This is a genomic window from Eubacterium limosum, assembly GCF_000807675.2.
Taxonomy (GTDB): Bacteria; Bacillota; Clostridia; order Eubacteriales; family Eubacteriaceae; genus Eubacterium; species Eubacterium limosum.
Map to the genome: position 1 here is coordinate 565,704 of NZ_CP019962.1, position 18,117 is coordinate 583,820.

The following is an 18,117-nucleotide window of genomic DNA, read 5'->3' on the forward strand; positions in this document are numbered from 1 at the left end:
CGGCTCGGTGTTTTTGTTTTACAGAATAATATTCTGCTGTTCCCCTGCCATCCAGGTTTCGATATTTTTGAAGACAATATCCGCCCGGATCTTCATCGACTCTTTGCTGGCAAAAGCAATATGCGGCGTAATGATGGTGTGTTTTGCCTTAAGCAGCGGATGCTCTGACGGAAATGGCGGTTCCATTTCCAGAACGTCAATGCCAGCTCCGGCAATTTTATCACTGTTCAGCGCGTCGGCCAGTGCCTGTGAATCGACAACCGGCCCTCTTGCAGCATTAATCAGGTAAGCGGTAGGTTTCATGTAAGCGATGGTTTCAGCGTTGATCATCCCCCGCGACTGCTCTGTCAGCGGGCAATGGAGTGTGACAATATCGGACTGCTCAAGCATTTCCTTTAAAGGCATGTAGGTGATATAATCCGGCTTGTTTTTACCGCTGCCAAAGCCATTGTAGGCAACGACCCTGCAGCCAAAGGCACGGCACAGCTCAGCAGTGCGGCTCCCAATAGCTCCAGTACCGATAATACCAACGGTTTTTCCCTTGAGCTCACTGCCCACCAGGCCATCCTTGGTTTTCCCATCACGGGCCCGGGCATCCATCTGAGGGACATTGCGCAGCAGGGAAAGCATCATTTCGATGGCCAGTTCAGCGACAGACTCGTTGGAGTAGCCTGAGGCGTTGCTGACTGCCACGCCCTTTCTTTTAGCGGCTTCCAGATCCACATGGTCTACCCCGGTAAAGGCAACATCAATATATTTAAGATGGTCACAGGCTTCGATTACTTCACCCTTCAACGGCATATTGGCAAGCATCAGGATATCGGCGTCCTTTGCCTCTTCAATCAGGACCTGCGGATCGTCATTTCGCTCATAGGCTTTAAAGCTATGGCCCGCTTCTGTCAGGGGCTTTACCAGCGCTTCCAGCGTTTCACTGTCAACTGCCAGGGATTCTAATAATACAATGTTCATGGTAATTCCTTCTTTCTGGATCAATTATTACCCATAGTGTACCCCTAAACGCTTTAAAAATCAATGGTCTGACCAGTCTTATTGTCCGTCTCACCCGGCTGCAAAAACAAAGTGTCCCGGTGACACCTCATGCCAGACCGGCTGTCCCCCGCCCCTCTCAGGCTGATACCCGGCGTGTCTGTGGTTTTTAGCTGCTCCGGGGTCCGGAACGGGAATGGCCTCGATCAGGCTTTGGGTGTAGGGGTGTACCGGATAGCTGAACAGTTCCTTTCCTGGCGCCAGCTCCACCAGCCTGCCGCGGTGCATTACGCCGATACGGTCACTGATATAGCGCACCATTGCCAGGTCATGGGCGATAAACAGAAAGGTCAGGCGGCATTCCTCCTGCAGCTTTTTAAAAAGGTTCACAATCTGTGCCTGAATGGAAACATCGAGAGAAGCGATGGGCTCGTCGGCGATGATCAGCTTTGGATTTAAGGCCAGCGCCCGGGCGATGCAGGCCCGCTGAAGCTGGCCGCCGGAAAACTCCGAGGGATAGCGGTCCATCACACTGCTGCTGAGACCAGTGAGTGCCATGAGCTCGGCCGCTTTTTCCCGAAGCTCTCTTTTTCCTGCTTTTCTGCTGCGTATTCTAAAAGGCTCGGCGATGATCTCACCAATAGTCATACGGGTATTGACCGCTGACGCCGCGTCTTGAAAAATCATCTGCATTTCTCCGGTAATGCGCCGGCGGTTTTTCCTGTAGACAGATTTATCTGAAATTTCCATGCCGTCAAAACAGACGGAGCCACCGGTCGGCTCAAAAAGGTGCATCAGCGCCTTACCTGTTGTCGATTTTCCTGAGCCGCTCTCGCCCACCAGCCCAAAAATTTCGCCTTTGAGTATATCAAAAGAAACATCGTCCACTGCCTTGACGGTGGTATGCTTGTCCAGCATGTAATATTTTTTAAGCTCCCGGACTTCAACCAGCTTATTCTCATTCATCAAAAGGCCTCCTGTCGCTTGATGACCCGGCCGTTCTCCACCCGCACAGGCGGCTCGATCCTGGGTGCCCGCGGGTCCAGCAGCCAGGTTGCTGCGTAGTGCGTATCGGATATTTTAAACATAGGCGGCGCTTCCTCATAGTCAATGGCCAGCGCATAGGGGTTTCGCGGCGCAAAAGCGTCACCTCTGGGCGGATGGATCAAATCCGGCGGCGTACCGGGGATTGGGTTCAGGGTTTCCTCACCACCATCAGTGGAAGGCAGCGATGACAGCAGCCCCCAGGTATATGGGTGACGCGGGTCATAAAAAACATCGTCGGCAGTCCCCAGCTCTGCCAGCTTGCCGGCATACATCACTGCTACCCGGTCTGCCATCCTTGCCACCACTCCCAGGTCATGGGTGATAAACAGGATTGCCACGCCTGTCCGCTTCTGTATTTCTTTAAGCAGCTCCAGTATCTGGGACTGGATGGTGACGTCCAGCGCGGTTGTCGGCTCATCGGCAATCAAAACATCCGGGCCGCAGGCCAACGCCATGGCAATGACACTTCTTTGAAGCATGCCTCCGGAAAAATGATGGGGATACTGATCAAAACGTTTTTCCGCCGCGTCAATGCCAACCTGCTTCATCAGCGAAACTGCCAGCTTTCTCGCCTCAGCCCGGCCAATTTTCTGGTGTGCCCTTACCGCCTCCACAATCTGGCTGCCAATAGACATGGTCGGGTTTAAGGAGGATACAGGATCCTGGAAAATCATAGAGATTTCTTCTCCCCGAACCGCTTCCAGCTCTTTCTCTGAAAGCCCTGTGAGATCCCTGCCTTTAAAAAGAATTTCACCGCCAGCTATCCCTGCCCTTGCCGGCAGAATCCCCAGAATACTTTTGCAGAACACAGACTTTCCACAGCCTGATTCGCCCACAATGGCCAGCGTTTCCCCGGGCTCCAGTGACAGGCTCACGTCCCGCACTGCGTGAACATCGCCCTGGTCTGTGGCGATATTGACAGACAGATTTTTAATCTCCAGTAATGTTGTCATGATGTATTCTCCTCAACAAAAAATGGTGAAGGGAGCATTGAGGCAATTCCCTCAATGCTCCACAGTGTATAAAAAAACCTGAGAGACGAAGCCTTTTACCTAAGGAAGAAAAAGCGTCCTGCGGGTACTGCCCTCACACTGGTATCTGCCTCACTAAAGTTGATTCTTTAGCTCGCCAGTGTCCGGCTATACCGGTCGTTCAGCACAATTTCCGGCCATTATTCGCAGCGCTTGGACCTTTTTTCTTATCTGGATAAAAGGCGCAGTCTTGGACCTCGGCACTTCTTTGACAGCCTGAGAAACATTGCAGTAATGCCCTCAATGCTTCGGTTTCACTTTAATTTAAAGTCCAGTCCGCAATATTCCAGAAAATACCAACGCCGTGATGGCCTAAAATGGTATCCGGGGTAATCCCCTGAATATTGGCCTTGGCCACATAGATGGCGTCTACATAGGCGATGAAAGTATAAGGCATATCCTTTGTCAGCTCTTCCTGGAAAGCCTTGTAGTATTCCATTCTCTGCGCGTCATTGTCTGTTTCGCGGGCCTTCTGGAGCAGCTCGTCCACCTTGGGATTGGAGTATCCGCTGTAATTTGAGCCCTTGTCTGTCCCGAAAACCTTGTAGGTGTGATCGTCCGGGTCAAAGGGGCTTCCCCAGCCGATGAGATAGGTTTCCTGACCGGCCCAGTCGGTCTCAGCGTTGACGGAAACTGTGGCGTCCACCCCGATATCCTTCAGATTCTGGGCTGCGACATTGGCAATATCCACACGCACCTGATCGCCTTCTGCAATGTTGATTTTAAACGCCAGACGTGTTCCGTTTTTCGCATAAACGCCGTCGCTGCCTTTTTTCCATCCGGCAGCCTCCAGCATTTCCTGGGCTTTTGCCGGGTTATAATCAAATTTTTCGATGTCTGGGTTATTGTAAGGCCCTGCCTGAAGCGGTGAGTAAGCGAGCTGTCCCTCACCCAGCAGTACAGAATCAATGATAGCCTGGCGGTCAATGGCATAGCTCAGCGCGTTTGGAAGCTCGCGGTTGTTTTTAAACAGGTCATTGTTAAAATTATATAAAATCCCACGGTAGTCGGCTGTCTTCATATCGTAAATTTTAAATTCATCGTTGCCCTCAAACTGCCTGGCGTCGTTCGGCGGTACCTGCGCCATGTCCAGTTCCCCGGATTTCAGCTGCATGGCACGGGCTTTGGTGTCCTCGACAATTTTGAAGATAACCTTGTCGATTTTTGGCGCGCCCCCATAGTAGTTGTCAAATTTTTCCATGGTAATGCTCTGGCCTTCATCCCAGGATACCAGCTTGTAAGGGCCAGTGCCAATGGGGTTACGGTTAAAATCATCCGTTGCCAGATCCTTGCCCTCCAGCAGGTGTGCCGGCAAAATACCGATGGTCAGGTAATCCAGCATCGCAATGTTTGGCGCTTTAAGGGAAATTTTGACGGTTTGATCATCCGGCACTTCAATTTTTGTGATGTCCTCATAGTTTGAAGCAATTTCCGAAGCATTATCCGGATTCATAATCGCTTCGAGGGTAAACTTGACATCATTGGCGGTAAACTTCTCCCCGTCCTGCCAGGTAATACCCTCCCGGATGTGGAAAGTGTAGGTATTATCCGCCGCGTTCCAATCCCAGCTCTCTGCCATTCCCGGAATGACCTTGTCATTTTCATCGTGGGCGGTCAGGCCTGCAAACAGAAGCAAGTTGATTTCTCCGTGCTCATACAGCGCTGGATTGATCGCTGTATAATCCTGGCTGCCATATACCAGCGTATTGCCATCCTTCGTGTCTGTGCCGGCTGTCTTACTGCCACAGCCTGCAAATACTGTTGCTGTCATCACCAGAGCGATGCCCAGCGCCAGCAGCTTTTTCATTTTCTTCATTTCTTTCTCCTTTTATTTTCATAACAGCCTCCGCTGTTTTAAACTAAATTTCCCGCATACCGCGGTTATTGCGTTTACGGATATAATTTCCGATATCCGTAATACTGACCAGTGTCACCACCAGGAAAAGCCCCGGTATCAGAATAATCCACCAGTCATTTGATAAAAGCGCCTGATCGGCGTTTGACAGCATGCTCCCCCAGGAAATAATTTCAACGGGAAGCCCAATGCCCAAAAAGCTCAGCGTCGCCTCTGTCCCGATCGCCGCGCCAATATTTGTGACGACCATGAACATAATGGACGATACAAAGTTTGGCAGCAGATGCCGCCTCAAAATATAGAAGAAGTCTCCGTCCATTGTTTTTGCTGCCAGAATATAATCCGCATTGCGGATCTGCCTGACCTCGCTGCGCACAATTTTTGAAATGTTCATCCAACTGGTAATGCCAATGACAAAAGCAATGGTCAGGGGGCCTGTCTGTCCGATGATGGCCTGGATAAAAATGACGATCAAAATGGACGGGATACTCAAAATAATTTCCGTGAACCGCATCATTCCATCATCGACCCACTCACTTGAAAGGCCGCTGATACTGCCGTAAACAACAGCGATCAGCGTTGAAAGCGCTGTGGCCGCCAGACCGATAAACAGGGAAATGCGCCCGCCGTACCAGATCATGGAAAAAATATCCCGCCCCATCATATCTGTGCCAAAATAAAACTGACTGCCTGGCGGTACTGCCCGGTTTGCCAGATCCATATAGGTCGGGTCATGGTTTATGACTGCCTCACAGAATACACATCCCAGAACAATGGCGGCCAGGAGCGTAACTGCCGCAAAGGGCATGCCCTTCAGGCGTTCCAGACGTCCTTTGGCAGGAGGTACTACCGCCTGCTCCATCGACTTGTAGTCTGGCCCAACCACTTCAAAGGCTTCGTTTTTCACAGGAGCTCACCCCTTTCGTGCTTCATGCGCGGGTCAATCTTATCATTGATGATCTGAGCGACCATATTTGAAAACACCACCACAATACCGGTCAGCAGACACAGCACCATGAGCATATTGTAGTCGTGATACTTTGCGCTTTCAAAACTCAGCGTTCCCAGCCCCGGATAAGAAAAGACCTTTTCGACCACGTAGGTTCCCCCAATGATATGCGGCACTGAGATGGCCATAATGCTGATAAATGTCGGCATAATGTTGCGCAGACAGTGCCGCCATACAATCTGCCGCCGGGTCATTCCCTTGGTCTTACAGAGCAGCACATAATCCTTGCGTATCTCCTCCAGCATCCGGTTGCGGACCATGTAGGTATAGTACCAGAGGTGTCCTAAAACCATAACAGTCAGCGGCAGGATCAGGTGGGCAGCCCGGCTGGCAATATTGTCTGCCTGCCCCATGGCGTAAGCCCCGCTGGAGGGTAAAAGCTCCAGATTAATGCTGAATACCAGTATGAGAACCAGCGCCACCCAGAAAGAAGGAATGCAGTTGGTAATCGTCCCGACTTTGCAGATTACCCGGTCCACAGGCGAGTCCTCGTGCATGGAACAGAAAACTCCCAGTACCAGCGCAAACGCGAAGGTCAGAATATAAGACAAGCCGCCCAAAATCAGCGTATTTGCCCAGACACCCTCAATGACTCCCATGACATCCTGCTTATACTTAAAGGATATGCCAAAATCACCATGAAAAGCCTCTCCAACCCAGATACCATACTGAACCCATATCGGCTCATTTAACCCTAGTTTTTCCCTGGCCTTTTCCTGCTGCTCAACACTCATGCGCTCAACACTCTCGCCGTAATATGCCCGAAGCGGGTCTCCTGGCGACAGTCTTGCCATATAAAACACAATCAATGACAGTAAAAATATTACCAGCATAAACTGCAGTATTTTTTTCAGAAAATAAACCAGATTATTTCTTAATCGCACTCCAATACCTGTTCTCCCCCGTTCTACTCCATATAAAGGCAGCAAAAAAGCCATGAAATCCGTCCGCGCCTTCAGCGCAAAACGAACCTTCATGGCTCTGTTATCTCTATTAATTGATTTGCACGGTTAATATACCATGAAAAACATTTGGTGTCAACAAGTATATACAGGCTATGCCTCTTTTTTTGAAAACGTCCTCTTAAATTGCCGCCGCGCCGTATTTTTCAGAAGGATTTGAGAGGATTTCAGAGAAAATATTGGTGTTTCGGCGCTGCGGCTTCTATATAAAATCCCACAGGGGATGATACAAGCTTTATTCCGGTACGACCATTTTATAGCCGTTAATAGTACCGATGCACACAGGCATCTGGTAAACCTCACCGATGCATTCACAGGTCATAACTTCCTGACCGCCGTAGGCGTGAACGCTGCCGTCCTTTAAAAACAGGAAACGGTCGCAGTATCTGAGCGCCATGTTCAGATCGTGGATGACGATGATCACCGCAATGTTTCTGGAATGGCAGATTTTCCGGACCAGCCCCAGCACCTCCAGCTGATTTTTTAAATCCAGGCTGCTGGTTGGCTCATCAAGAAGCAGAACCCTGGGTTCCTGGGCCAGCGCCCGGGCGATCATCACCTTCTGCAGCTCCCCGCCGCTCAACTCATCCAGATAACGGACAGCAAATTTCTCAAGGTGCATCTGACTGATCACACTGGATACGATCTTCTCATCCTCCTGAGTGACACCCCATTTGATAAAGGGAATCCTTCCCAGCATTACCGCCTCAAAAACAGTGATCCGGTTATTGTCATTTTTCTGAGCCACAAAGGCCATATGCCTGGCGATCTCCCCCTGTTTCATCGCTGTGATTTCCAGCCCGTCAACACGCACCACGCCTCTGCCCGGCGAGAGGATGCGGTTCAGACATTTCAGCATCGTGCTCTTTCCCGCGCCGTTATTGCCGAGAATGGCGATACAATGTCCGTCCTCCACATCAAATGAGATTTGATCGATAATTTTCCGGCTGGTATTATAACCAAAAACAAGATCCCTGACCTGTATCATCGCTTTGTGCCTCCTTTGAATAAAAGATACAGAAACAGCGGCGCGCCAAGAAATGAGGTGATGGCGCCGATGGGCAAAATGACCGGTGCGATAATCACTCTTGCCAGCACGTCGCCCAGAAGCAGCAGAACAGCCCCGGCCATGGCGGAGGCTGGCAGCAGCCAGCAGTAATTATTGCCCAAAAACCGCCGCATAATATGTGGTGCAACCAGCCCGATAAAATTGATGATCCCGATAAAAGACACGATCACCGCCGCGGTCAGGGCACAGACCAGCATGTTGATAATCCTGGACCGCGCCACATTGACGCCAAGGCTGGCGGCTGTTTGTTCCCCGCTCTCCATGGCGTTGTAATGCCAGCGGTTAAGCAGAAAATAAGCCAGTGTAATGACCACCACTACCGCGATAATCTGTACTTCCTTCCAGCCCGTGCGCCCAAGATCGCCAAAGGTCCAGAAAACCACAGAGGCCAGCTGGACATCATCGGCAAAATACTGGAGCAGCGTCGTCGCTCCGGTAAACATGGCACTGAGCGCCACACCGCAGAGCACCATGGCTTCCGGCGTAATCCTGCGGAACCGGGAGAGCACCAGGATCATAACCGAAGCGCTGATACTGCCTCCAAAAGCGCAGATGGTGATGAGATAGGGATTATTAAAGCTCATGTTAGCTGCGCTGCTCCCCTGCACACCGGCGCCCAGGACGATGATGGCAAAGGCAGCCCCGAAGCCCGCGCCCTGGGAAATACCAAGGGTCGTAGTGTCTGCCAGAGGGTTCTTGAGTATACCCTGAAGTACCGCTCCGGTTACACCGAGGCCCACACCGCTCAGCACGGCTGTCATGATTCGAGGCAGCCGGATATTCCACATGACCATATTATTCTGCTTTGTCGACTGACCACCAATGGCTTTTAAAATATCGCCCATGTTTAAATCTGAGGAACCTGCTCTCAGCGAAAACAGCATCGCTAGCGTCAGAATAATTCCCAGCAGAACTAAAACCACAATATTCCTTTTTTTAAGCGCCTGATAATCTTTAATCTCAGATTTCTCCGCTCCGGTCATTTCAACTATTCTCCCAGTGTAATTGGTCTGAAGTTAAGTCCCGCATCCTTAAGCTTCTGGCTGTAGGGCACGCCCAGCATTTTTTCTGTGATCTCATCGGTTTTTTTCGCAATGTCCACGTCCGCAAAGGCTTCTGGATAGACTACGCATCCCACATAATAGGCGTTGGCCAGAGCCAGCTCGGTATTAGTTCCGTTAAAACGGTAGGCTACCTGAGAATATACCTTTTTATCCTGCACTGCCTTCAGCTCGTTATAAAAGTCTGGCCTCACCGCGTAATCATCCTTGACCAGCTTCAGATTGCCAGCATCTAAAAACAGATAGTCAGCGTTCCACTTGAGAATCTGCTCAAGATCGACGTCAAAAGCGCCCTTCTTACCCGTTTCATCCGCTACATTTGTAATACCGAGCGCTGAAAACGGCGGGTAGCCCGCCTCGGTCCCCTCAATGCCATGCGCGCCCTTGAAGGACACAGCGCCGCAGTAGGCTGTCGGTATTTTATCCTGCGGGATATCTCCAGTGCGGCTCTTTAAATCTTCAGCCACCGATTTCATATAATCCACAACCTCCTGGCTGCGCTCCTGTTTTCCCAGGACATCGCCCACCAAATTCAGCGCGTTATAAATCTCATCGTCAAAAACCTTATCGGTGATCGGCATGGTCACAACCGGTATTCCTGTTTTATTTTGAAGGTCGTCAGCGGCCTTGCCGTCATTGGAGGTGATGATCACATCCGGCGCAGCTTTCATGAGCTCTTCCTCGTAAGGCGTTCCGCTGTCTCCAATGACCGGCAGCTTTTTAAGTTCCTCCTGGTAAGCGTAGCTGGCTGCCTTGGTTACCGGCACATCCAGGTCATTCTGCTCCACGCCTGCCAGCTGCTCCACGCCGCCGTCATACAAAATATAACGCAGCGCGCCCACCCCAAGAGGCGCCACTTTTTTGACCTCGGAGGGAATCGTCACCACACGCCCTGCGGCGTCGGTAATTTCCCGCGTGCCCTCTGCGGCGCCGCTCTCGGTGTTTCCGCCGCTGCATCCCGCTAAAAGCAGTGCCGCCAGTAAAACACCGGTTACCGCCTGTCCCAGTCTCTTTTTCATTTTCATTGCTTTCCTCCTGTCTACCAGCCTCTGTTATAGGGCTTAAAACAGTCCTCACAGACTTTTTTGCCTTCCTGCAAATGCATTTTGTGCTCTGGCGCGCCCTCGCCGCAGAGTTCGCAGTATATGGTATTAAAAATACGTGCTTTTTCTGGCAAATCAAAATCCGGCACCGAAAACTCAAAAATTTCCTCCACAGGCGCATCCAGAAGATAGTGCATGTAAGTTTCTCTGTCCATCTCATGGTTTTTAGGCTTCATACACATCCGTATCTTTTCCCCGGTCGTCCGGTTAAAAAACGAAAAGGCCTGCTTTCCAGTTCCGCGGTATAAAAGATTCCCTTTTCCCATCGTGCAGCTGAGAATGGCCTGAACCGCATCGACGCCGCAGGCGTCATTCTCAGTTACACAGACAATTTCTTCATCCTCAGACTGGCCGATCCCAAGCTTTAAAACAGCTGCTTCACTCGTTTTTACGCCAATGGCCAGTCCCGGGCAGGCGTGCCCGTGAAACGCCACTGCTTTTTCCCACAATTCTTGATTCATTTCTTCCTCCAGTTTTTATGATTCTGTATAAATGCGCGCATCAAACGCTGCCATGGACTTATGAATCACATCATTCTCCAGAATGCCCGCTTCAAAAAACAAAAAACGGAAAGCTCACAGAGCTTTCCGCTATGTTCAGACTGGTTCATCCAGTCTTGTATATACATGTAATCCATTTACTTAAATCATACAGGATTGTCAGTTAATTGTCAAGCTGTGTTTTTTATTTTTCTCCTTGCATTCTTTTCATTTTTATAATAGAATGAAAAGAAATAAAGTGAACAACAAGCCGGTAAGGTGGTGGTTTCCTGAAGGAAATCTCTGTTTTACCGGTTTTTTGTTTCTTCAGGAGGTAATATTATGAACCACTCACAAACCAAAAATCTTGTCGGCACAGCCCTCTGCATTGCACTTGGGCTTATACTTCCTCAGGTTTTCCATCTCATCGGCGCAGGACCTGTTTTTCTCCCCATGCACATCCCTGTGCTGCTTTGCGGCCTGTGCTTCGGCTGGCCCTTTGGCCTGGTCTGCGGCGCTGTCACACCGCTTCTGTCCTCTGTTATGACCGGCATGCCGCCCCTTTTCCCCACCGGTACCGCCATGATTTTTGAGCTGTCCGCCTATGGCGCCTTATCCGGTCTTATGTATCGAAATCTCCGGCAAAATATTTACATTTCGCTCATTGCCGCCATGGTTGGCGGACGCGTGGTCTCCGGACTCGTCTCCGCGGTTTTTTACGGCGTAGCGGGCAAGGCCTACGGTTTTCAGATCTTTCTGACCGGCGCTTTTGTCACAGGACTCCCTGGAATTATCCTTCAGATCCTGATTGTTCCGCTTCTTGTTATCGGGTTGGAAAAAGCCATGGTCATATCCAAACCCACAATTTCGAAAGTGTAGGTCTGTCATGAATATTAAATCGACAAAAATCTATTTTGATAATCTTGCTGAAAACTGGGATAACCTGTGTCATCATGACATGAAAAAAATTGATACAATCGTCAGCCTTGCCCAGCTGCCGGAGAACAGACGGATTCTGGATATCGCCACGGGGACAGGGGTATTGATCCCCCGCCTGCTGGATACAAATCCCCTGGAAATCGTCGCCATTGATCTCTCAGATCAGATGCTTGCAATGGCCAGAAAAAAACATCCCGACTCACGAGTCCATTTCCAGACTGCGGATTTCTATTGCTTTGAGGAGGGCAGCTTTGATTTTGCGGTGGCCTACAGCGCTTACCCGCACTTTGAGAATAAGTCCCTTTTCTGCGACCAGCTTTCAGCCTGCCTGAAACCTGGCGGCCGGTTTATGGTCGCCCACAGCGAGAGCAGGGAAACTATAAACGGCCGGCATTCCGGCCAGGAGGTCCGCAAGGTTTCGACCGGCCTCAGAGACGCACAGTCTGAAGGGCAGATTTTTTCTTCTGCTTTCAATGTAGACATTGCCGTTGATACCACGGCTTTTTATATTCTTTCAGGAACCAAAAAATAAAAAAATGCCGGCGTGGTCAGCTGCGCCGGCACGATTTTATTCAACAGGGTCATGGCTCAAGAGGTATATTGTTAAAATTTCCTGAGCAAACTTGGCTTTTTCAGGCGAGCAGCGTTCCAGAAGCTCCAGAAGCTCTGTATATTTGACACCTTTATATTCTTTGGGACCGTACAAAATAGCGTCCGAAGACATTTTTAAAACATTACAGAAGCGGTTCAGGCTTTTCAGCGAAAATCCCTTTGTTCCGAGTTCAATATCCGCCAAAAAAGTCGGCGTAATTCCAATTTTACGGGCCAGCTCATCACGTGACATATTTAAAAAAGTACGCTGCTTCCGAATCCGTTGGCCGATCTCTTTATGATTGATTTCATTCATATGATTCCTCTCCCTTAATTTTTAATTTTCCCTATAAATCATTATATACTCTCACCGGATCGTTTGCAAGCGTTTATTATTTATCATACTTTTATTTAATACAGATTTCTTCTGTTTTATTTTCAGAAAATAAAAAACGACTGCCTCCTCAGCCGCCGCTTTTTATTAGATATCCAATCTCTCTATCAAAAAGAGTACATCTGCTCCACCAGGTACTCATTTCAACCCACTTTGTTGATTTATACATAGTTTTACTTACTTCTTTTCTTTATATTATAAACAATTTTTCTAAAAACTGCAATATTATATTCAAAAAATTTGATTTTCATTATGCCACTTTGTTGCTTTGTTTGACTATTTACTCTAAATATAAAAAGCAGGCACAATGCCCGCTTTTAGTTTTTATTCATATCTACCATATGTCTTTGCGACCTCAACCATGGTTTTCGCGTGCTCAAAATCCATCTGTGCCGGATATTCACAGCCGGTTGCCAGTACGAAACCACCGTCCTTCTTATAAACATCAATCTGTTCCCTGCACTGTTTAACCAGATCTTCCTTGCTGGTGACCATCAGCTCTCCAGGATCAATATGCCCCAGCAGTGTGGTCTGGTGACCATATTTTTCCTTGAGCTCTTCCATGCTTTCGCAGTCATCCGGCAGATACAGGAAGGAGATCAGTTCGGGGTGCATCCGCTTGATCTGAACGTCAAAATAAATGCCGTCACCGCAATTGTGGATCATGACCATCTTTCCCGCATCGTGAACCAGCTGCGCCAGTTCTTCAATGTACGGCCCTTCAAAATCATCCCACATTTCCTTGCGCATGATGGTTTTAGAAGAAAAAAGGGTGTCAAACATAATTGCGTCTGCCCCGGCTTCAATTAATGCCCTGCAATATTCTTTGAGGGTATCCGTAATGGTTCTGAGCGCTTTGTGCACTTTTTCAGGGTACATAATCAAATCCATAAACATATAATCATGTCCCCGAAGCATACCGAGAATACCCAGCGGGCCAAAAACAAAGGCCACAATCGGCTTGGTTTCTCCTCTGGCATCCACAAGCTTTTTAGTCATCCGGATCATTTCACTCATGCGCGGCGTCTCCCTGGGGTTGATCACTGGCAGTGTTTCATAATCATTTTCTGATTTCAAAAAGAAATCATTGTGGTCCGGGCAGGCTGCCTGATCTTCGTAATAGATCATCTTCATACCCCAGTCTGCTGCCTCCACAGACAGGTCTACCAGCGTACAGATGCAGTCCACATCCAGCAGATCAGTCGCTTTGATAATGGATTCCGCGCACTTATCCGCATCCTTTGTCCATTCTTCGTAGTTACAGCCAATGGTCTGCCGCGACGCGCTGTTGATAAGCGGGTAGACCGGCACATGGTCCGCTTCCTTGTGCTGAAGAGTCAGCGTCATTCTTTCTCTTGAATTCATTCTCACATTTCTCCTTGTTCTTTTTTAGAAATAAAAGCTCTGGTCTTTATGAGACTATTATAATCCCGACGCTTTTTTTAGTATTGTTTTTAAATCGGTATTTTTGTAAAAAAGCAAGCGATTTCAGACATCCACTCAGCCTATTCTTTTCAGAAAAAACACAATTTTGGTAATCTTTTATGCTTTTTTGCACTCTTTTAACCGATTTTACTTAAGTCTTTTATTCATTTTCAAAATATGCTATTCTAAGCACAAAGAAAAGGAGAATACCATGAATACTTTACCGAAGCTTTTCCTTTTTTCAGGCTTTCTGGGCTCAGGAAAAACGACTCTGCTTAACCTTACGGCCCGTTATCTGACGGAAAAAGGATATAAAATTGCCATGATCATCAACGAGGCTGGAGAAACCGGCGTTGATAACCTGTATATGAAGAAAAAAGGTTATGCGGTCAGAGAACTCTTTGGCGGCTGCATCTGCTGTACTCTGGCCCAAAATCTTAAGGAAATGGTTCTTGAATTAAATGAGCGCTACAGCCTCGACGCCATTCTCATGGAGCCCTCTGGCACTGCCAGCCCAAAAGCCCTCTATAAGCCACTGTGCCAGGCCGGCTATGGTGGAGATTCCATCCATCACATTTCTATCCTCGATCCTCTGCGGACAGAAATGTTTCTCTCTATACTGGAGCCGCTCCTTGAGGAATCCCTTCCTCTGGCAGAAGGCATCGTCCAAAATAAAATTGACGCCGCTACTCCTGAGATGATACGCTTTTCCGACGAAATCCGAAACCGCTTTAACAGGGCTGCTCCCGTATACCGCATGAATCTGCTGGAAGGGCTTTCCGATACTTATTGCGGTTATCTGGATGGGGTGCTTTCTGCGGAGGCATCCTCCTGAAAACCTGCCGGAAAAGTCATATTGGGATAAACCCGCTTCATGAGCGGATCGGGGTATTTCTGATCAATCAGAACTGCTGCGGCATTTGACGCAGGTACTCCTCTTGTTCTTTCGGACCATCTCGCCACTGCCAGGCCGGAAACTGCCATATTGACGATCATAAAGATAACCAGTATCCAAGTCAGACGGATCCCGGTTTTTTTAGGAATCCGCTCAACCCCTTTTGACAGCAGTGGATAAAAAAACTGTATCCACAGAAGCCCAAGGGCTCCCCAGAAAAAGGCAAACATAAGATTTGTTCTGCCGTTAAGATTCATAAAAGTCCCGCTGTATTCCCAGGATAATGTGCCAAAGCTCATCTCCTGTACCAGGCTGCAGAGGTATTCAACCCCGCCGCCCAGCAGCATACTGCCTAAAAAAATCCACAGGCGACCTTTTTTAGAAATCCGCTGAAGCCCCAGTGTCAGCGCCACAGCTCCAAAGCCATATACAGGATTGAAAGGCCCGTAGAGAACGCCGCTGCGGCTTTCGATACAGGAGCGTGTCCAGTAACACCAGAGGGTTTCCACAACAACACCCAAAACACAGCCCAGCAGAAAAATCCAGAACAGCTTGTAAAAACATAATCCCCGCGCAAAGCTGCTCTTATCCGTTTCTTCCGAAACTGTCCAATATTTAAAGGTTCTTTTTAGTGTCTGGATCAATTGTCTTGGCCTCCCTTGTTTTATAGCTTTATTGTACGCGCTAAAAATAAAGAAAGGCCTACTCAATTTCTTAAGAATTATTAAATTAATGTTTAAGCAAAAAAACGCAGCTTTGCAGGCAGCGGTTTTTTAAGATCTTATATAAATTTCCGTATTTCCCTGAGTACGACTTCCATTTCCAGAGGCTTTGCCAAGTGGCTGTTCATTCCTGCTTCCCGGGTCGCCTTAACGTCTTCCGTAAAGGCGTTGGCGGTCATAGCTAAAATTGGGATTGTGGCCGCGTCCGGCCGATCCAGCTTCCGGATAGCTTTTGTGGCCTCCAGCCCGTCCATCACCGGCATCCGCACATCCATCAGGATCATATCATAATAGCCCTCAGGTGAATTTAAAAAACAGCGGACTGCGCTTGCTCCATCCTCCTCAGTTTCAATATCAAAGCCCTCCATTCCGAAAAGTATTTCAGCAATTTCCAGATTCAGCGGATTATCCTCTACGATCAAAAGACGTTTCCCTTCAAACCCACCTTTTGTTTTTTCCGGTTCATCGGTCCTTTTATTTTCTGAGGAAGCCTCCGGCCAGTTCCCTTCTTCCTGCACAAAGGGCAGTTCAACCATAAAGCAGCTTCCCTTTCCCTGTTCGCTGGAGATGGAAATACTTCCGCCCATCAGGTGCACAAGGTTCCGGGTAATAGAAAGCCCCAGACCTGTTCCTTCCTGTCTTTTTCCTTCCTTACTTCCATCCTGTTTAAAGGGTTCATATATATGCTTCAGAAATTCCTCAGACATACCGATACCATTATCCTCGACCTCAAACCGCATCACGCTCTTCTTGCCTTTCTTGCGTTCTTCATTAACCCGAAGGGTAATCTTACCGCCGTCAGGCGTGTATTTGACCGCGTTGCTGAGCAGGTTCATCAAAATCTGATTAAGGCGCAGGCTGTCACCGTAGTACTCTGCCTCCATATGCTCGGGCATAAGCACACTGAACTGCTGCCTTTTTTCTCTGGCCTGTGCATCAATAATAGCTTCCAGCTCCCGCAGAAGGGCACACAGGTCAAAGGGCTCCCGGTTGATGGTCATTTTTCCGCTTTCAATCTTCGACATATCCAAAATATCATTGATCAGAGCCAGCAAGAAATTGGCTGAAGCCTGAATTTTATGTATACAGTCCTCTGTTCTGACAATATCATGGATATTGGCCTCGGCAATAGAGGCCATGCCGATAATGGCGTTCATTGGTGTCCGGATATCATGGGACATTCTGGACAAAAAGTCCGATTTTGCGTTGTTAGCCTGCTCAGCCAGATTCAAAGCGTCCAAAAGAGCGGCGCGTTTCCGTTCCTCTTCTTTTCGGATATCGTCCACATCCCTAAAGGTCAGCACCACCGTTTTTTCTTCCACCGCCGCGCTTATTACCAAAACACCAATCATTTCAGTCCAGCGGTAAATCCCATCCGGCGCCAGTCTCCTCAATTCCCGGACAATCACTTTTTCCCCGGCCGCTACGCTTTCTCTAATACTTTCGAGCGAAAAAGCCTTCCGGAACATTTCACGGTCATCGGGATGTATCAGGGCATTGCAATACTCAATATTCTGGGATTCAAAATCCCCCTGTACCGGGAACTCCGGAAAGGAATTGTCAAATTTTGCGGTTGTGTAGGTACCGTCCCCCAGATTGAGGAGCATGCACTCCCCAAAAAGCGTGGTGACACCCGCATTAAAGGCTTCCCATTCCTGCTCCAGACGTTTCCGGCTGTCTACCTGGGAAAGCATCAAAATTGCCTTCCCTTTTTCTGCAGCGCTGCCGACACGGAGCAGCAATGTATTCATCCAGTGATATGTGCCGTCCTCATCCTTTTGCCTGAAATCAAGCTGCAGTTCCCGTTTTCCATTCTCAAAAGCTTTAAGGACATTTTGACGGCCAAAGGTTTCTCTCAAAGCGCTGCTGTAGGAAGGGTGGGTAGATCGGATTCCCTGCTCCAGCAGATCATCATAACAGCCGTACTCGCCCTCGGGAAACCAGTTGCTCTCATCACAGCCGATGATCTCATAGGTATTCCGGCATAAATCCACAGAAATAATCAGTCCATAAACCTTGAGCGCCGCCGCTGCAAGATAATCTCTTCTCTCCTCTGCCTTTCGCTCTGTTTCAGTTAAAATATGTGGTGTTACAGAGATCAATACAGCTGGTATTTTATCCTCCCACATCATTTTTGAAGCAGAGATGTCCACCACCTCGCCAAAAGGGTCATTGTAATTGATCGTGCTGTGCTGTTCTTTGCCTTCAAGTCCCGGGAGCGGACAGTTTGCGCAGGTACCAGCCCACAGCTCATGGCAGACTGATCCAATTCTGGCGTCTGGTGTAACTTCTTTTACCCGGTCATTAAAATATAATATTCGATGATCATCCTGACGAATCACATAGATCGCTGTTCCACTCAGGTTATTAAGAATGGATTCAATGGTATTTTGTGTCATACTGCTCCCCTCCTTTTTAACGGCATCGGCTTTTTTAAAAATTTTATACTTATTATGATTTATTATACGCATATTATCAAGAATTGACAAGCATTCAACGCTTTCTTAACATGACAAAAAAATAAAAAAACAGCGAATCTCCACGAAAC

At 48.5% G+C, this 18,117-nt stretch carries 17 protein-coding genes; 3 read left to right on the plus strand and 14 right to left on the minus strand.

The genetic code is table 11. The features are described from left to right. Window positions 1-18: 18 nt before the first annotated feature. The 10 genes from B2M23_RS02575 to B2M23_RS02620 all read right to left on the minus strand — a co-directional run bounded on the left by B2M23_RS02575 (window position 19) and on the right by B2M23_RS02620 (window position 10,585). Window positions 19-969 carry a 2-hydroxyacid dehydrogenase gene (locus B2M23_RS02575; protein ID WP_038353221.1) on the minus strand — a complete coding sequence of 317 codons (951 nt, stop codon included), beginning with the start codon at window positions 967-969 and terminating at the stop codon, window positions 19-21. A 90-nt stretch (window positions 970-1,059) separates the two neighbouring features. Then, entirely contained in the window at window positions 1,060-1,953 is an 894-nt protein-coding gene (locus B2M23_RS02580) for an ATP-binding cassette domain-containing protein (protein ID WP_038353222.1), read from the minus strand. Further along, window positions 1,953-2,987: an ABC transporter ATP-binding protein gene (locus B2M23_RS02585; RefSeq protein ID WP_038353223.1), complete on the minus strand. Its 1,035-nt coding sequence runs from the start codon at window positions 2,985-2,987 to the stop codon at window positions 1,953-1,955. Before B2M23_RS02585 ends, B2M23_RS02580 begins: the two co-directional genes overlap by 1 nt. A gap of 337 nt (window positions 2,988-3,324) precedes the next feature. After that, window positions 3,325-4,881, minus strand: coding sequence for an ABC transporter substrate-binding protein (locus B2M23_RS02590; RefSeq protein ID WP_110060303.1), 1,557 nt, complete (start codon window positions 4,879-4,881; stop codon window positions 3,325-3,327). Window positions 4,882-4,924: 43 nt separating this feature from the next. Then, window positions 4,925-5,827 (minus strand): ABC transporter permease, encoded by a 903-nt coding sequence (locus B2M23_RS02595; protein ID WP_038353224.1) that lies wholly within the window; start codon window positions 5,825-5,827, stop codon window positions 4,925-4,927. Further along, a complete protein-coding gene (locus B2M23_RS02600; protein WP_110060304.1) occupies window positions 5,824-6,906 on the minus strand; it encodes an ABC transporter permease in 1,083 nt (360 codons plus the stop codon). Before B2M23_RS02600 ends, B2M23_RS02595 begins: the two co-directional genes overlap by 4 nt. 220 nt (window positions 6,907-7,126) lie before the next feature. Beyond that, a complete protein-coding gene (locus tag B2M23_RS02605) occupies window positions 7,127-7,879 on the minus strand; it encodes an ABC transporter ATP-binding protein (protein WP_038353225.1) in 753 nt (250 codons plus the stop codon). After that, on the minus strand, window positions 7,876-8,943 hold the full coding sequence (locus tag B2M23_RS02610; RefSeq protein ID WP_038353226.1) for a FecCD family ABC transporter permease: 1,068 nt from the start codon (window positions 8,941-8,943) through the stop codon (window positions 7,876-7,878). Before B2M23_RS02610 ends, B2M23_RS02605 begins: the two co-directional genes overlap by 4 nt. 5 nt (window positions 8,944-8,948) lie before the next feature. Beyond that, window positions 8,949-10,046 (minus strand): iron ABC transporter substrate-binding protein, encoded by a 1,098-nt coding sequence (locus B2M23_RS02615; protein WP_052237360.1) that lies wholly within the window; start codon window positions 10,044-10,046, stop codon window positions 8,949-8,951. A gap of 14 nt (window positions 10,047-10,060) precedes the next feature. After that, on the minus strand, window positions 10,061-10,585 hold the full coding sequence (locus B2M23_RS02620) for an FmdE family protein (RefSeq protein WP_038353227.1): 525 nt from the start codon (window positions 10,583-10,585) through the stop codon (window positions 10,061-10,063). 360 nt (window positions 10,586-10,945) lie between these two features. Between B2M23_RS02620 and B2M23_RS02625 the strand changes: the two genes are divergently transcribed. Further along, entirely contained in the window at window positions 10,946-11,482 is a 537-nt protein-coding gene (locus B2M23_RS02625) for an ECF transporter S component (protein ID WP_038353228.1), read from the plus strand. Between the two features lie 7 nt (window positions 11,483-11,489). Continuing rightward, a complete protein-coding gene (locus tag B2M23_RS02630) occupies window positions 11,490-12,074 on the plus strand; it encodes a class I SAM-dependent methyltransferase (protein WP_038353229.1) in 585 nt (194 codons plus the stop codon). Between the two features lie 36 nt (window positions 12,075-12,110). On the opposite strand, the gene B2M23_RS02635 is transcribed toward B2M23_RS02630, so the two are convergent. Further along, a complete protein-coding gene (locus tag B2M23_RS02635) occupies window positions 12,111-12,449 on the minus strand; it encodes a helix-turn-helix domain-containing protein (protein ID WP_052237361.1) in 339 nt (112 codons plus the stop codon). A gap of 402 nt (window positions 12,450-12,851) precedes the next feature. Beyond that, window positions 12,852-13,892 (minus strand): uroporphyrinogen decarboxylase family protein, encoded by a 1,041-nt coding sequence (locus B2M23_RS02640; protein ID WP_038353230.1) that lies wholly within the window; start codon window positions 13,890-13,892, stop codon window positions 12,852-12,854. Between the two features lie 271 nt (window positions 13,893-14,163). On the opposite strand from B2M23_RS02640, the gene B2M23_RS02645 reads away from it, so the two are divergent. Further along, entirely contained in the window at window positions 14,164-14,787 is a 624-nt protein-coding gene (locus tag B2M23_RS02645) for a GTP-binding protein (RefSeq protein ID WP_038353231.1), read from the plus strand. Here the strand turns inward: B2M23_RS02645 and B2M23_RS02650 are convergent. Beyond that, window positions 14,748-15,491 (minus strand): putative ABC transporter permease, encoded by a 744-nt coding sequence (locus B2M23_RS02650; RefSeq protein ID WP_038353232.1) that lies wholly within the window; start codon window positions 15,489-15,491, stop codon window positions 14,748-14,750. The genes B2M23_RS02645 and B2M23_RS02650 overlap by 40 nt on opposite strands. Before the next feature lie 137 nt (window positions 15,492-15,628). Then, the gene (locus B2M23_RS02655) at window positions 15,629-17,968 is read right to left on the minus strand and encodes an ATP-binding response regulator (RefSeq protein ID WP_052237362.1); all 2,340 of its coding nucleotides are present in this window, start codon (window positions 17,966-17,968) and stop codon (window positions 15,629-15,631) included. Window positions 17,969-18,117 lie beyond the last annotated feature (149 nt).

Bases quoted from the DNA above. Each gene is read 5' to 3' on its own strand.
- B2M23_RS02620 (WP_038353227.1), bottom strand. From the start codon at position 10,585: ATGAATCAAGAATTGTGGGAAAAAGCAGTGGCGTTTCACGGGCACGCC.
- B2M23_RS02630 (WP_038353229.1), top strand. From the start codon at position 11,490: ATGAATATTAAATCGACAAAAATCTATTTTGATAATCTTGCTGAAAAC.
- B2M23_RS02600 (WP_110060304.1), bottom strand. From the start codon at position 6,906: ATGAAGGTTCGTTTTGCGCTGAAGGCGCGGACGGATTTCATGGCTTTT.
- B2M23_RS02610 (WP_038353226.1), bottom strand. From the start codon at position 8,943: ATGACCGGAGCGGAGAAATCTGAGATTAAAGATTATCAGGCGCTTAAA.
- B2M23_RS02645 (WP_038353231.1), top strand. From the start codon at position 14,164: ATGAATACTTTACCGAAGCTTTTCCTTTTTTCAGGCTTTCTGGGCTCA.
- B2M23_RS02575 (WP_038353221.1), bottom strand. From the start codon at position 969: ATGAACATTGTATTATTAGAATCCCTGGCAGTTGACAGTGAAACGCTG.
- B2M23_RS02605 (WP_038353225.1), bottom strand. From the start codon at position 7,879: ATGATACAGGTCAGGGATCTTGTTTTTGGTTATAATACCAGCCGGAAA.
- B2M23_RS02640 (WP_038353230.1), bottom strand. From the start codon at position 13,892: ATGAATTCAAGAGAAAGAATGACGCTGACTCTTCAGCACAAGGAAGCG.
- B2M23_RS02580 (WP_038353222.1), bottom strand. From the start codon at position 1,953: ATGAATGAGAATAAGCTGGTTGAAGTCCGGGAGCTTAAAAAATATTAC.
- B2M23_RS02655 (WP_052237362.1), bottom strand. From the start codon at position 17,968: ATGACACAAAATACCATTGAATCCATTCTTAATAACCTGAGTGGAACA.
- B2M23_RS02625 (WP_038353228.1), top strand. From the start codon at position 10,946: ATGAACCACTCACAAACCAAAAATCTTGTCGGCACAGCCCTCTGCATT.
- B2M23_RS02615 (WP_052237360.1), bottom strand. From the start codon at position 10,046: ATGAAAATGAAAAAGAGACTGGGACAGGCGGTAACCGGTGTTTTACTG.
- B2M23_RS02635 (WP_052237361.1), bottom strand. From the start codon at position 12,449: ATGAATGAAATCAATCATAAAGAGATCGGCCAACGGATTCGGAAGCAG.
- B2M23_RS02590 (WP_110060303.1), bottom strand. From the start codon at position 4,881: ATGAAGAAAATGAAAAAGCTGCTGGCGCTGGGCATCGCTCTGGTGATG.
- B2M23_RS02585 (WP_038353223.1), bottom strand. From the start codon at position 2,987: ATGACAACATTACTGGAGATTAAAAATCTGTCTGTCAATATCGCCACA.